The following is a 15220-nucleotide window of genomic DNA, read 5'->3' on the forward strand; positions in this document are numbered from 1 at the left end:
TGTTCATTAATTGTTGGTAAAACATTACGCCAACGTTAAGTTTTTTTACAAACGTTTTTTGAAAATTAGTCTGCGGAAATTATACTTTATTCCATTTCATATTTCTATTCCTTTACCCAAGGAAAGAGAGTAGCACCCTAAAAACGCTAAAGCTATTCTTTTGATTAACAAAAGTAGAATTATGAAAAAAACTCTAAAATCGATCTCATTTTTATCATTTTTGATCTTGATTTCTTGGCAGTCAATTGCCCAACAACGTCAAATATCAGGGGAAGTATTTGATGAAAGTAATTTACCTATTCCCGGAGTCTCAGTACAAATTAAAGGAACCACTTTAGGATCTACAACAGACTTTAATGGAGCCTTTTCAATCATGCTGCCTCAAGATGGTACCTCAATCTTAAGATTTTCGTATATCGGATTCAAAACAGAGGAAATTCAAATAGGGAATCAAACTACGCTTAAAGTCATTTTAAAGGAAGATTTACAAAGGCTGGATGAGGTAGTGATTGTAGGGTATGGTGTCCAAAAGAAAAGTGATATTACAGGATCTGTATCGTCTCTTTCTTCTGCCAGGTTAGAGTCTATTCCTAATGTTAATATATCTCAAGCCATTCAGGGAGGTATAGCGGGTGTGTCAGTACAAACCAGTTCAGCAGGTGCAGAACCTTCTGAATCCATTCTAATACGTGGAAGAAACTCTATTAAAGCAAGTAATGCACCTCTGGTGGTGGTTGATGGGATTGCTGCAGAGAGCCTTAATGATATTAACCCTAATGATGTAAAGTCCATTGAAGTATTAAAAGATGCTTCTGCTGCGGCAATTTATGGTTCAAGGGGTAGCAATGGAGTTATCCTTGTAACTACTAAAACAGGTGCAAGTGGGAAGCCTAAGTTTAAATACTCAGGATACACTGGTGTTCAGGACTTTGCCAACCTGCCTCGCATCATGAATGGAGAAGAATTCTATAAGTTTAAAATGGAAAGAAATCCAAGTTCAATGACTCCTTCTGAAATAGAAGTATATGAATCAGGAAATTGGGTAAGTTGGCCTGATCTGGCCTTCCGTGGAACGGGAACGACCATTAATCAGAATCTTTCTTTTTCTGGAGGATCAGAAGCTACCAATTATTATATATCCACTGATTTCTTGGATGTAAAAGGACTGGCTAAAAATGACAATTACCAACGTATCACCTCTAGGGTAAACATCGAAACCAAATTAAATAATTGGTTAACCTTTGGAACACGAACCAATCTAGCTTATATAGATAGAGGAGGAATAGCTGCCACCTTTGGAGCTGGGAGAGGGGTTTATTGGTTCAATCCATTAACCACCCCATACGATGAAAACGGGAAACAAAATGTGTATCCTTGGCCAGATGATCCATTCTATACGAATCCTTTACAAGGGATTCTTGCAAAAAACATTGACGAATCCTATCAAGTAAGTAGCAATAATTATATAGATATTAATATCCCATTTGTTAAAGGACTTCAATATAGAGTTAATACAGGTATTAGATTCAGATTTGATGACGATGCGTTCTACTATGGTCGTGATACCAACAGAGGAATTACCTCAAATGGTGAAGCTTCTACGAGTCGATTAAAATCTAGAAATATTATTGTAGAGAATATAATTAACTACAAGAGGGATTTTGCAAAACACAGTTTGTTTTTAACAGGGCTTTACAGTTTTGAAAATAATATTGTAAGCACCAACAAACTAACAGCTAAAGGATTTCCTAACGATGTGTTGTCATGGTATGGCGCCCCGCAAGCCTCTCTGATTATTCCTGACTATTCCTTTAGAGAAACCACTTTATTGTCTACCATGGGTCGTATTAACTACTCCTATGATAGTAGGTATTTAATTACTCTGACTGGACGAAGTGATGGCTATTCCGGATTTGGTAAAAATAACAAACAAGGATTTTTCCCATCAATGGCCTTTGGTTGGAATGTAGCCAATGAAAAATTTATGCCATGGAAGGATTTTATTAGTCAATTAAAGGTAAGAGGTTCTTTTGGTTTAAATGGAAACCAGGCCGTATCACCTTATGAGACTATATCTAGATTGTCTCCGGAGGATATGGTGTCAGGCTCAACAACATTGCCAGGATATGTGCCTAGCAAATTAGGAACAGCTGATCTAGGTTGGGAAACCACTCGTACTTTAAACGTTGGACTTGACTATGGTATTTTGAAAAATAGAATCAGCGGTAGTGTGGATTTCTACAAATCTAATACCTATGACTTGCTTTTAGATAGAACCGTTTCTCCAGTTGTTGCGGTAGGTTCCATTACTCAAAACATTGGAGAAATTGAGAATAAAGGGATTGAGATCTCTATAGTTTCAACCAATGTAAAAACGAAAAACTTTACCTGGGAGACATCCGCTAATGTGGCTTTTTTGAAAAATAAAATAGTATCTCTTTATGGATATAAAGATGAAAATGGTAAAGAGGTTGATGACCTAGCAAACTCTTGGTTTATAGGGAAGCCTATTAATGTAAACTATGGTTTTAACTGGATAGGTGTTTGGCAATTGGACGAGGCAGAAGAAGCGGCCAGCCATAAAACCCAACCTGGGTTTATTAAGATTGAGGATATCAGCGGTCCTGATGGAGTACCTGATGGCAAGCTGTCACCTATGTATGATAGAAAAATTATTGGTCAGCGAGATCCCAAAGCTACCTGGGGTATGAATAATGACTTTACGTATAAAAACATACGATTGAACGTATTTGTATATGGGATGCATGGAATGACGAAAGAGAACACCTTACTTTCCGATGCTGTGGGACGAGATGTTCGTTTAAATACGACCATTAAGAACTGGTGGACACCAGATAATCCTACGAACGACTGGTATATGAATGCCTTAGATGCTAATGTCCAAGAAGGATATACAGCAGCACCCTATGAAAATGCTGGCTTTGTAAGGGTTAAGGATATTACACTATCGTACGACTTTCCAAAGGATGTGTTGGGTGCCTTGAGACTAAGTAAATTACAACTATATGCATCTGGGAAAAATTTGATCACCATTACTGATTTTGGAGGATTAGACCCCGAACTAAACAATCAGTGGGATATCCCTCTACAAAAGGAATTTTCACTTGGGCTAAACCTTGAATTTTAAATTTTAAAAATATTATGAGAAAAGTTTTTATTACTAGTCTTATCCTCTTTGCTGTTATTTTATTCCCATCATGCTCTCATGATAATTGGTTAGAGGAAGAACCACCACATTTAATTACCAGTGAAACACTATATACTAATTTGGATGGCTTTGAGTCAGGTTTAAACGGGCTTTATTCCCTTGTCAGACAAGAAAGACAAGGCCGAGATAATTCGCTCTCTGAGTATTTGACTGCGGATATTGCCATGCTGGGAACCGATAATTACGTACCCAATGGTAGAGGAGGTTTTGGCTTTATAGCACTGAATTGGGACACTAGAAATGTTTCTACCGATTCAAACTTTAGTTATATATTCTTGTGGTTATATAAAGTGGTGAATGCCGCCAATACCATCATCACTCAAGCTGAAACTCGTACAGATGTAGATTGGAGTGGAGGACAAGGTACCCAGATGGAAAATAAGAATAGAGTGATTGCTGAGGCCAAAGCCATACGTGCATGGGCCTATAGACACCTTACCTTTAACTGGGGTGATGTGCCATTGAACCTAGAAGAATCCACCGGCTCAAATATCAAGTCAGATTGGACAAGAACACCAGTGAATGAGGTTCGAAAGCAAATGATTAAAGACTGGAGAGCTGCTGAGCCGTATATTGGAATTGAACCTTCCATGCAGGGAAGAATATCCAAAGGAGCCGTACAACATTACTTATCAGAGATGTATTTGACTCTTAAAAAGCCGGATAGCGCCTTGATTTGGGCTGACAAATGTATAAATACCCCCAACTATAAGCTTGTCACCGAGCGTTATGGAGTGAGAGCTAACCAGCCAGGTGTTCCTTTTATGGACATGTTTTATGATGGAAATTCAAATAGAGAAGAAGGAAACTTAGAAGCACTATGGGTTTTTCAATTTGAATATAATGCCATCGGTGGAGGTGGTAGCATCATGAGAAGATACCACAATGGTACTGGAGCCAATCGTCTGGTACCTATTAACGGAATTCTTCCATTACAATTTACCATTGAAAGAGGCTCGCGTGGAATCAGTAGGGAGGCGCCCAATAAATTTGCGTTAGATCTGTATGAATCACAAGATGATCGTTTTTCAAATTACGCCATACGTCATTATTATACCTTAAAAACAGCCGCAGAGAATGCACCGGCACCAGCTGATGAATTACCTGAAGGATACCAGTATGGTGACAAGATTTGGTTGAACTATGAAAATGATTTAACCGGATTAGCCAATAATCGTGTATTGGATTACCCGTTTGTTAGAAAATGGGACGCCGCCGAAACAGATATTATAGATTTGCCTTTAACCTATAATGACCAGGTTTATCTAAGAATTTCAGAAACCTATCTTCTAAAGGCGGAAGCTCAGTTCAAACTTGGTGATGCCGCAGCAGCAGCGGAGACCATTAATTTTATTAGAAGGAGAGCAAATGCGAGTGAAATTACCGCCTCCGATATTACGATGGATTTTATACTTGATGAGCGTTCAAGGGAATTGATAACCGAGGAACACCGTCGTTATACCCTTCTAAGAACTGGAAAATGGCTAGAGCGAGTGAAGGCACATAACTTTAGAGGAGGACAAACTGCTACGGCAAGGGATACATTATATCCAATACCTCAAATCGTTATTGATGCAAACCTTACCAAGCCAATGCCACAAAACCCTGGATTTAATTAATTTTTTTATTAACTCAGTTGATTTTTATTAAGTACGTATTGACTCCTTTGGGAGTCAATCGTAATTTAATGTAGCAGGTAATAAAAGGCTGAAATAAACGATTATAAACAACTATGAAGTATATGCATTTAATACCACAAATTTCATTTTTAATCATCATGCTCTTTGGTTGTTCTGCAGGACAGCAGGAGCTATTTAAGAATGCCAATGGTGATGATATTATCACCTACCAAAGAAAATACGATGCTCCCTCAAATACGTATTATTACCTAACCAGAGTTAAACATCAGGATAAGAATGGAAAGATGCTTCAATTACAAATGGCACTTTCCACAAAGCCCAACGGAGAAACCGTTCCGGAATTTTCCAACAAGATAGGTACACCGCTATTGGCAATGAATGCTTCTATGGGGATTAGGGGTCTGGGACCTGATAGAAGACAGGTTTCCGGCAGACAAATAATAGATGGGGTAATAGCTCAGGATTTTACCTCAAGAAATTACACCCTTGGAATAAAGGACACCAATGAATTGGTTGTTTATCCTCCTGAAATGACAGCTCAGGATATACTGGATGACGGTACAAACAATGCCCTAACCTGTTTTGTTCCTCTTATTGTAGATTATAAACCGGTAGGGGAAGAGGTGTTGCAAGTGGTTGGAAATAATGTGCAAAAACATCCAAGACAGGTGATCGCGCAATTAGACAATCTAGATTTGTTGATTTTAAGTTGTGGTGGAAGAGGATTTGACGGTGAGGGCATGACCGCAGAAGATATGATTCGAATTCTACTAGAGAACAAGGTGAAATTTGCTGTTAATCTAGATGGAGGAGGCAGTGTATCTACTGTTATCAGGGGAGAACTCATCACTAAGAAAATTGACAATCAAGGGACAGAGGATAGGCCACGTTCCAACTTTCTATACATCAAAGAGTAGGATCTTTATAGTGCTATCTCTTAAGCATGTTAGTTTATGTTAGAAAATCTAGAAATTTTAAGTTTAGTTATAATGCGCGTACGTAATCAATTAGCAATAGTAGGCTTTCTGTGTATCTTCCTTAGTTGTTCAACTTCAAAGCAGCTGGTTTCAAATACCAAATCGGATGAGGGAGTTATACGTTATGAGAAGAAATATGATTCCATATCTGATACCTATTACTACTTAACCCATATCAAGCATACAGATAACAATGGCAAGCTTTTAAAGCTACAACATGCCCATGCCCAAAAAAGTAAAGGAGAAACAGTAGTGGAGTTTTCGCAGAGAATGGGGAACCCGATACTGGCAATGAATGCTTCTACCATGTATCGGATTTCACCTGATTCCATTAAGCCCAATGGAGTTCAAATCATCAAAGGTGAAATTGTTCAGGATAAATTTAAAGAAGCCTATGCTTTGGGGATTAAGGACAATAATGAACTTATTTCCTATGTCCCCGAAAAAAGGGCAGCTGCTATTCTGGAAGAAGGAGTACAAGATGCCTTGACTGCTTTTATGCCCTTAATTGAAAACTATAAGCCTGTTCACGACAGTGTGTTAGAGATTCCAAAACATGGCTTTGAAAAACATCCAAGACAGGTTATCGCCCAATTTGAGAATTTAGATTTATTGATTTTAAGTTGTGGTGGTCGAACCTTTGATGGTACAGGGATGACTGCGAAAGACTTAATTAGGATCTTAAAAGATATCGAAGTTAAATTCGCCTATAATCTGGACGGAGGAGGCAGTGTCTCAACGGTGATTAATGGGGAGAGAATAACAAAGAAAATTGATGAGAATGGAACAAAAGATAGGTTACGACCTAACTTTCTCTACATTTTAAAAAATGAATAAGCACGGTATAAATTTTAAGGCTATAACTCAATTTATAGGAAATGGAATGTAAACTAAAAAGAAAGCAACGTACCTGGCTTACACTAATTTGTGTAAGCCTTGTAGTGTTTGGATGCAGTAGTAGTAAAAAATCATCCATCCAGCAGGAAAGTGAAAATAAGGGAATGGATGTGTACCTTTTAATTGGACAATCAAATATGCAGGGTGTAGCTCCTATAGAGCCTCTGGATACCATATCGCTTAGGAATGTGTTTCTTTTTACAGATAAAAACGAATGGGAATTTGCAAAGAATTATCCCGATAATGGAATGAATCGGTATTCTACCGTAAAGAAAAAACCAATAACTCTTTTCGGCCCGGCGTATACATTTGGACGTGAAATTGCCCAATATTCAAATCGTACCATAGGAATTGTTAGCAATGCTCGTGGAGCAACAAGAATAGATTGGTGGCAAAAAGGGTATACAGGAGATAATGATTATGATTTATATGAAGAAGCGGTAAAACGTACTAAAATTGCTTTAGAATCAACACCAGGTGCAACCCTGAAAGGGATTCTTTGGCATCAAGGAGAGGCTAATAATGGGGGCGGTAGACATGTCAACTATATGAGTAAACTGCAATCCTTAGTTACTGATTTGAGAAAGGACTTTGGAGATATGAATATACCGTTTATTGCAGCAGAGGTTGGAACATGGAATAACCGTGGAGAAAACATTAATCCAATTATACGAAGTATTAAAGACCATGTTTCAAAAACGGATTGGGTAAGTTCCACTGGACTTACTTCCATAGATGTGGACAATAATGATCCCCATTTCGATAATTTGAGCCAAAGAGTATTAGGTAGTCGCTATGCTGTAAAAGCTGCGGAATTAGTCTATGGAATTAACCTATCTGGTGTTACAGTATTTAGTGAGCCAGGTTTTATAGGAAGATCGGTCCTATTAGGTCCAGGATATTATAATTCTGAAGATTTAGAAATCAAAGGCATACAAATGAATGAAGTTGCCTCGGCCAGAGTCAGTGATGGATACGAGCTTATAGTCTATGGTAAGAAAAGAAAAAGCCTATTTATGGAGGATATTGAGAATATGGAAGAGACTACCATGGGCTCTATACGAATTAGGAAGAAGGGGCATTCATGGTAAGGGTTTTGAGCTATGGAAAATGTGGTAATTACAAACGGTCAAATCATAACCCCCGATAGCATTATCCCTAAGGGCTCCGTGGTGCTTAAAGGAAATACTATTGTAAGTGTGCATGAGGGGAATGTCGAGATTTCCAATGCTAGGGTTATAAATGCGGAAGGCCATTATGTTTCCCCTGGATTTATCGATATCCATGTACATGGAGGGGGTGGTTTTGATTTTATGGATGGAAGTGTAGAAAGCTTTTTAAAAATAGCGCAATTACATGCTAGATATGGCACAACGGCCATGGTCCCAACCACATTGACAAGTGAAAAGGAGTCTCTATTGGATATTTTAGAGGTGTATAAAGAGGCTACTAACAGGAATATGATGGGGGCTGAATTTTTAGGGATACACTTGGAAGGCCCCTATTTCTCCATGAACCAAAGGGGCTCTCAAGATGCCAAGTATATTCGTGATCCTGACCCTAAAGAGTATACAGAAATTCTTAAACGCTCTGATCGTATTGTACGTTGGAGTGTGGCTCCTGAGCGGAAGGGTGCTTTGGAATTAGGGCAATTTCTTAAGGAAAAGGGTGTGTTGGCAGCCATTGCCCATACTGATGCTATTTATGAAGAGGTAGTGGAAGCAGTGGAACACGGATATTCACTTTCCACCCATCTGTATTCCGGAATGTCAGGAGTGACTAGAAAAAATGGGTTTAGGTATGCAGGTGTGATTGAAAGTTCGCTTTTAATGGACGAACTAGATGTTGAAATTATTGCCGATGGCGTCCATTTACCTGCTCCTTTATTAAAACTAGTGTATAAAGTCAAGGGACCTCATAAGATAGCCCTTATCACCGATGCTATGCGTGCGGCAGGAACTTTATCGAAGGAAAGCATATTGGGTAATGCCCAAACCGGACAAAAAGTAATTATTGAAGATGGGGTGGCTAAACTTCCTGACAGGAGTGCTTTTGCAGGTAGTGTTTCTACAGCGGATAGACTTGTGCGTACTATGGTTCAAATGGCAGATGTTTCATTACTTGATGCTGTTATAATGATGAGTACTACACCTGCCAGAATTATGGGAGTATCTCATAAAAAAGGATCTATAGCTAAAGGAAAGGATGCAGATCTTGTCATATTTGATAAGGACATTCAGGTGCAATCAACCATAGTAGGTGGTACACAAATTTATGGAATTTGATGAACCACCTATACAAATCTAATAGTATACAAATTCTCAAGACTTTGAGAAATAGATTCCAATTAAATAGCCCTCAATGGCTCTTGTATAGAGGGAATACGGAATTCAGAGGGTGGCATTTAAATATAAGTCATTGACTATAGTTACTGCTCAAGAAAATGCTGGAATATTTTTTACTAATTCTGTTCTTTCTATTTATGGTAATTGGCTTGAGTAATTCCTTCCTAACGACATAATTCAACTACAGACACTTCACCTAGCATGCCTTTGATTATAATTCTGATTTTATCTTAATATCTTTTTGTTTTTCTAGTTTTTCTTTTAAGTTCACTTATTAGCGAACTGGCACTTTGTTTTTTTCCATAATAGATCATTTTAAAGGTTATTAATTTAAGATATATCTCTCTTAAATTTTCACTTTTTGCTGAAGTCAAACAAATGTGTTAAACATAAAATGTAAAATAATTAACAGCGTATTGTTAATTGTTTTTTTTTAAAATACATTTGTAACTTGTTGATAAATAACCATTTTTTATTGATAACTGTTAAATGTGAAATATTGCGTTGTTAAATGTCATTAAAAAAATATTAAAATGTCCGAAGCAAAATTTATAGATTATAATTTAAAATTAATTGAACCGTCATTTGATTCTTTATTAACGGATTTAATTATTGAATTAGATTATTTAAGAAAAAAACCTTTAGGAGGTTCAACACATCCGAGAGTTTTCTTTCAGCTAAAGCATATTTTCCATACTTTAGAGAGTATTGGCTCAGCAAGAATTGAAGGGAATAACACTACAATTGCTGAGTATATTGAAACTAAACTAGACGATACGCAAAATGCATCCTCCAATATTCGAGAAATTCAGAATATTGAAAAAGCAATGGAGTTTATTGAGGAAAACATAATAGACTATCCAATAAATAAAGCTTTTTTAAGGGAATTGCACAAGATGATAGTTAAGGATTTACTACCTCCACCAAATGGAGAAGGTGACCGTACACCAGGGGAATATAGAAAAATTAATTTAAAAATAAATAAGTCAAATCATTTACCACCTGATTCATTACTTGTGAATGATTACATGGATGAATTATTGGATTTTATAAATAAGGATGATAGTCCAAAATATGATTTATTAAAAGCTGCAATAGCACATCATCGCTTTGTTTGGGTTCACCCTTTTGGAAATGGTAATGGAAGAACAGTAAGGTTATTTACATATGCAATGCTAGTTAAAACTGGATTTAATGTAAATGTTGGACGTATTATAAATCCAACAGCAGTATTTTGTAGCAATAGAAATGATTATTATGAAAAACTATCTATTGCTGATACAGGAACAACTGAAGGGATTTTGGAATGGTGTGAATATGTTTTAAAAGGTCTGAAAGAAGAAATTGAGAAAATAGATAAGCTAAGCGATTACGATTATCTAAAAAAGGAAATCTTATTGCCTACTATTGCACATTCATTGGAAAGACAATATATAACTGATGTTGAAGCAAAGATTTTAAAACGAGTAGTTGAACATCAAGTAATCCAAGCTTCTGATTTAAAAGATATATTTCAAGGCAAGGCAAGTGCTGAGGTGTCAAGGCAAATCCGAAGGTTGATTGATAAAAAAATGTTGATGCCCGAAGTCGAGGGAGGACGTAAATATGTAATTAGGTTTGATAATAATTTCCTATTACGGGGAATAATCAAAACATTAGATGTTAAAGGTTTCTTGCCAGTAAGAGACTAATAACCAAATGGAGGTTAAAACAACAAACAAACCATCTAGTATAAGCTAGATGGTTTGTTTGTTATATTCGTATTACGTTCTTACAAATAGTTGCTAGTAGAAATAGTATAGAGGGTGTCACTTTGACGGTATGCTTTTTCCTAACCTTCAGAGAAGCAGTGACTCTTATAGGTCTGGATTTCAAAATCAAGAGATGGAAAATGAAATCAAAGGAGAGGGAAATAGTATAAACTACAAATATCGTATGCACGACCCCCGAATAGTATGTTTTGGTGTTGTTGACCCGTTAGCTTCTTAATATCCACATAATAGTCCGTACGCATATAGAGAGATAGTATGAAAGATGGTGTGGAACTTGAAGGGCTTGAAGTGGATTTAGGAAATGGAACAGGCTCTGTTGATGGGGATATGGCTGTTGCAACAGTTGCAACGTTTCAAGAGTTAGGTTTTTTAATAAAAACTTAATGACATTTGGTTTGATGCATATGAGTACCCCTGGCACACCAAATTTTAAAGGTACAGATATCTATGTAAGAATTGCGGCTAAACAGAATAAGGATTTTGGTTATTTACTTGCTAATCCTTCAAAATAGATCCTTTGGAGTTATGTCATTTACCTAAGCAGAGGAGGATTTATTCTAACAGAATCACGTCCATATATTGTTCCTGCAGGTAGTAATGGTAGAGAAGTTGCGAATTTTGTTTTAGATGTTGTTACTGTTGGCTAGCTTTTTACTATATACAAGGTAAGTGGATTATCTGGACCTGAAATTTTAGCAGCTAGGTGAGGTCTAGGTCCATCAGCACTTATTAAAACCTTCGAAAGAGCATGGCAAATGGTAGGTGATATAAATCTTAAATGGGATGAACCTAAAGAGGTTATGGTGCCTATTTTAAGAAGGCATTCTGTGGATGAGTTAAGAGACACTATCCCATAAAGTGTGTAAACTTTATGGGATAGTGTCAAATTTTGAGTTTTTTACCAAAGTTTAATTTCTATTTACACACCTTGTCTGATGGTGCCTATCTATAAGTGGAATTCAAACTCCTAACGTTCGAAAACCAATCGTTTCTGCAGCATTACTTAAGTTTGATAGGTTCCTTGCTTCCCGTTGTGTTTCGGAAAGGTTTCTTAACTCTTGAATTGAAATGGTTTTCGTATAATATTTGAAAATGATTTTTAGACATGTTGGGCCGCAGTCTTTATTTCCTATTTGTTTATAGGATGGAAACATAAGTTAAAGTTAGGGGTTAAGGAAAATAGTTTTAGATAAAAGAATATAGTTGGTCTTATCAAATACTTTTACAATAAGTTTTTGCATATTAGGTACTTTTATCTCCAACTCATTCGCTTTTGTGATTTTATTTAAGATGGGTACTGCTTCAAATCCATCTTTTTCGTACTCGTCATGGTAAAAGATTGTTATAAACAGTTCTTCATTTTTATCCTTTTTTATCTTTTCAAGATTTAATGTGAGATTTGAAAGATCTTTAGGTGGAAAAATCTCATTTAAACCCGGTCGTATGTTATTAATTAAAAAATAATCGACATTAGTATTTACTCCTTCAATTTTTTTAAATAAGCTCGCTTCAAAAAGTACTATTTTTTTGTTTGTTTCTGAGGCAATTTCTACTTGATCTATTGTTATTGGATCTATTTTCGTTATTTCCTTAAAATATTCTGCCATCCATTTTCGAGAGTTATTCATTTCAATTATATGATCTATTCCCGCATAAACAAATACTTTTGCATTGGTATCCTCTTTAAATATATTGGCAATATTTTCTGCCTGGATCCTATCTCTGTCCTTTGGAGAATCATTAAATCCATAATCATAACCGACTATTTGGAATCCCAATTTCTTAGCTTCCCTTATCAACAAACCAAAATACGGCTCTTTAATATAAAACCCGGAAGATTTTAACGGGTATAATTTTTGATTTATAGTGTTGTCTTCCCCTTCGGAAACAGCTTCTATAGCGAAATAATTATAGCCTTCTTCTTTCAGTGGTTCCAAAAGTTTTAAAGCCATTATCCTATTTGATGGACACCAATGACATTCGTTAAGCATTAATGCTTTATTCTCTTTGGCTAAAAATTTAATTTTATCGAGGATTTCTTCATTTGAAGAATAAGGCACTTCACTGAGTAGACTATCTATTTTCTTCCCGTTCCTTCTTCTTTTATTTGTTATGTATTCATTATACATCTCAATGTACCTTTTGCCAGTAGGGTCGTTTGACAGCATGGTTAAAAGCATCTGAAATTTGTCCCATCGATTCATCTTACTAATTGATATGGGAGCTTTATCTAACTTATCTACGATATATAAAATATTGGAAATATCCTTGTTCTTATATATCACTTGGTTATATTTTAGCTTCTCTTTAATGGAATCATTGTATTTTAAATTATCCATTATTTTTTTTCCATTGTTAATTAAGGCGTTTTGTGAAGTTGAAATTCCTTTTTCTTCATTTTTGATTAATAGTAAAGTTAATATAGCCTCTTGATTTATTTTCTGGTAAGCAACCCTATCTGATGAATGTAAAATGAGCTTGCTATCTTCTTCATTGTTTTTTCTATTTTTTTCATAAAAAAGATATAATTTATAGCCAGTTAGCGCCTCTCCATATAGTAACAAATTTTTACGACGAAAACCTTTTATATCCTTTTTTAAGTCATGTTTATTAATGTCTTGTATTTTATAATAGTCAATATCTCCTAGAAAAGTCCCTGTCAAGTCCAAAGTATCATTATAGAATTCTGTGCTATTAATGAAATAATTGCGTTCAGCTAAACTATTTGACGCGCACCCAATTACCGTAAAAATTAGCACTGCAATGCACAAGATTGAGTAAATATTATTTTTTATTTGTTCCATTCTAAGGTGTTTAGGTTATAATTGCAAGGAGTTTCATGACTATATTTCTTATATCCAATCTTATTTGGAATTCTATTATCGGGACAGATAAATCTATATTCGTACTTCTTAAAGTCATCTATATAATCTTTTGTTGTTTTAAAGAGTTCTTCAAAATCTGGAGAAAATACAATTGATTCCAATTTCGTATGATTTATATTTCCGTAAACTTTCTAACCATCGTACGAATGCTTAAAATTGCCTTCACTATAAATATTTACCTTGTTAATGAAAATAACTTTTTTTAGTTTCCTGGCTTCTCTTTCCTGTCGGATTGTATCATTAATAATTAAGAGATACCTTACAAATCTATATCATCAAATATATGAATATAAATGGGATAAACTTCTTTATCAATGAATAAGAAATAGATTTTAGTAGGAATTTTATTTATTTTTTCTGAAATTGTTGTTAATTTAAATTATGCATATTTTGTGAAAAAATAAAGTCATTTTTAGACAAATAATTCACTACTGCCATTAATATATCTCTTGGACTTTTATCATAATCATTTAAAATATTCTTATCAGAGTATTGATTTAAGATGACTAGGACTGTCAACTTCCCTTAATTAGAACTGTTCTTTAGCACAATATTATCATTTATTTGATCAATCTCGACAAGTCTAGCCTTGTTGAGATTTTTGTTTGCATACTCAATTGGTGGCAGGTTGCCCAGCACGTCATGTGGCCGGTGAGGATTGTAATTGTCCATCCAAACCTGAGTTTGTTCTCTGGACTTCCTATATTAGACTGTACACACACAAGGAAAACAATAATGGAAATATCAGAGCCACACCTACAGAATATCGTATTTGATGGAAGAGAAAGCTGTGTATGATATTCGTGTTCGTTACTCAAGCAAAGAACCTTTAATATTGTTCTCTACAATAAAAAGCTGTACCCCTAATAAAAAGTCTAGGATACTTTCGACTAGCCATCACATTCACTAATAGAAAGGACAGTCTGAACTATTGAAAGCTGAATTTAAAGGAGATTACTTTGTGGATTATCAAATACTATTTTTGTGTATTAATTTTCCATTTAATATCATCTTCAGGTCACTGATAGACTTGTTTTTTTGAATATTATATCCAAATTTTACAAGAACAATTCCAAAGGCAATCATTATAAGAGGGACAAGAAGGAAAATAGGATTAGTCTGCAGAGATGTACTCCCAAAAATGAGAGATATTGTCACAAGACTGAACCAGACTACCATAAATCCAATAACGAATTTATGAATTGTTAAATCGGCTATTAGTTTGGTTCCATTCATACTCGGTCTGATATGGCCTTTAATTTGTGGAAGAAAAGAATTACGTCCAGTTATGACACGCTGAATTTCAAATCGATCTTGTTCAAAACTACCCTCAAATAGCTTGGTATTCTTGGAGTTATTAGATCCAAAGATAACCCCTGTTTTTTGACGAATATTATTAGTTAAAATTGTTCTCACTTCTTCTAGAGAAAGGGATGTAGTTATTTCAATTTTATCAGAAGGAAATATTTTCATTT

At 35.5% G+C, this 15220-nt stretch carries 12 protein-coding genes and 2 pseudogenes; 8 read left to right on the plus strand and 6 right to left on the minus strand.

What is annotated here, in order from left to right; all coding sequences use genetic code 11:
* The first annotated feature begins 181 nt into the window (after window positions 1-181).
* From PT603_RS03050 to PT603_RS03085, 8 genes are all read left to right on the plus strand, one after another.
* Window positions 182-3148 (plus strand): SusC/RagA family TonB-linked outer membrane protein, encoded by a 2967-nt coding sequence (locus tag PT603_RS03050; protein WP_008238887.1) that lies wholly within the window; start codon window positions 182-184, stop codon window positions 3146-3148.
* A gap of 14 nt (window positions 3149-3162) precedes the next feature.
* Window positions 3163-4848, plus strand: coding sequence for a RagB/SusD family nutrient uptake outer membrane protein (locus PT603_RS03055; RefSeq protein WP_008238888.1), 1686 nt, complete (start codon window positions 3163-3165; stop codon window positions 4846-4848).
* Window positions 4849-4961: 113 nt separating this feature from the next.
* The gene (locus PT603_RS03060) at window positions 4962-5786 is read left to right on the plus strand and encodes a phosphodiester glycosidase family protein (RefSeq protein ID WP_008241636.1); all 825 of its coding nucleotides are present in this window, start codon (window positions 4962-4964) and stop codon (window positions 5784-5786) included.
* 36 nt (window positions 5787-5822) lie between these two features.
* Complete coding sequence (locus PT603_RS03065; RefSeq protein ID WP_008241635.1) at window positions 5823-6683, plus strand: phosphodiester glycosidase family protein; 861 nt, start codon at window positions 5823-5825, stop codon at window positions 6681-6683.
* A 41-nt stretch (window positions 6684-6724) separates the two neighbouring features.
* Window positions 6725-7834 carry a sialate O-acetylesterase gene (locus PT603_RS03070; RefSeq protein WP_008241634.1) on the plus strand — a complete coding sequence of 370 codons (1110 nt, stop codon included), beginning with the start codon at window positions 6725-6727 and terminating at the stop codon, window positions 7832-7834.
* A gap of 12 nt (window positions 7835-7846) precedes the next feature.
* Window positions 7847-9028, plus strand: coding sequence for an N-acetylglucosamine-6-phosphate deacetylase (gene nagA / locus PT603_RS03075; protein WP_008241633.1), 1182 nt, complete (start codon window positions 7847-7849; stop codon window positions 9026-9028).
* Window positions 9029-9621: 593 nt separating this feature from the next.
* Window positions 9622-10779: a Fic family protein gene (locus PT603_RS03080; protein ID WP_008241632.1), complete on the plus strand. Its 1158-nt coding sequence runs from the start codon at window positions 9622-9624 to the stop codon at window positions 10777-10779.
* 336 nt (window positions 10780-11115) lie between these two features.
* Entirely contained in the window at window positions 11116-11244 is a 129-nt protein-coding gene (locus PT603_RS03085; RefSeq protein WP_262489178.1) for a hypothetical protein, read from the plus strand.
* A gap of 259 nt (window positions 11245-11503) precedes the next feature.
* Here the strand turns inward: PT603_RS03085 and PT603_RS03090 are convergent, their stop codons facing one another.
* The 6 genes and pseudogenes from PT603_RS03090 to PT603_RS03110 form a co-directional block, all read right to left on the minus strand.
* Window positions 11504-11746 (minus strand): hypothetical protein, encoded by a 243-nt coding sequence (locus PT603_RS03090; RefSeq protein ID WP_155805734.1) that lies wholly within the window; start codon window positions 11744-11746, stop codon window positions 11504-11506.
* Between the two features lie 76 nt (window positions 11747-11822).
* A pseudogene (locus PT603_RS03095) lies at window positions 11823-12014 on the minus strand (cysteine peptidase family C39 domain-containing protein); the annotation flags it as partial.
* Between the two features lie 9 nt (window positions 12015-12023).
* Window positions 12024-13664, minus strand: a complete 1641-nt coding sequence (locus tag PT603_RS03100; RefSeq protein WP_008241628.1) for a hypothetical protein — start codon at window positions 13662-13664, stop codon at window positions 12024-12026.
* Window positions 13652-13846 carry a hypothetical protein gene (locus PT603_RS03105; protein ID WP_155805732.1) on the minus strand — a complete coding sequence of 65 codons (195 nt, stop codon included), beginning with the start codon at window positions 13844-13846 and terminating at the stop codon, window positions 13652-13654. The genes PT603_RS03100 and PT603_RS03105 overlap by 13 nt, the downstream gene beginning before the upstream one ends.
* Window positions 13847-14270: 424 nt before the next feature.
* Window positions 14271-14429 (minus strand): annotated as a pseudogene (locus PT603_RS13725) (hypothetical protein); the annotation flags it as partial.
* Window positions 14430-14714: 285 nt separating this feature from the next.
* Window positions 14715-15218 (minus strand): hypothetical protein, encoded by a 504-nt coding sequence (locus PT603_RS03110; protein WP_008241624.1) that lies wholly within the window; start codon window positions 15216-15218, stop codon window positions 14715-14717.
* Window positions 15219-15220: the final 2 nt, after the last annotated feature.

Source organism: Imtechella halotolerans (assembly GCF_028743515.2).
GTDB lineage: Bacteria > Bacteroidota > Bacteroidia > Flavobacteriales > Flavobacteriaceae > Imtechella > Imtechella halotolerans.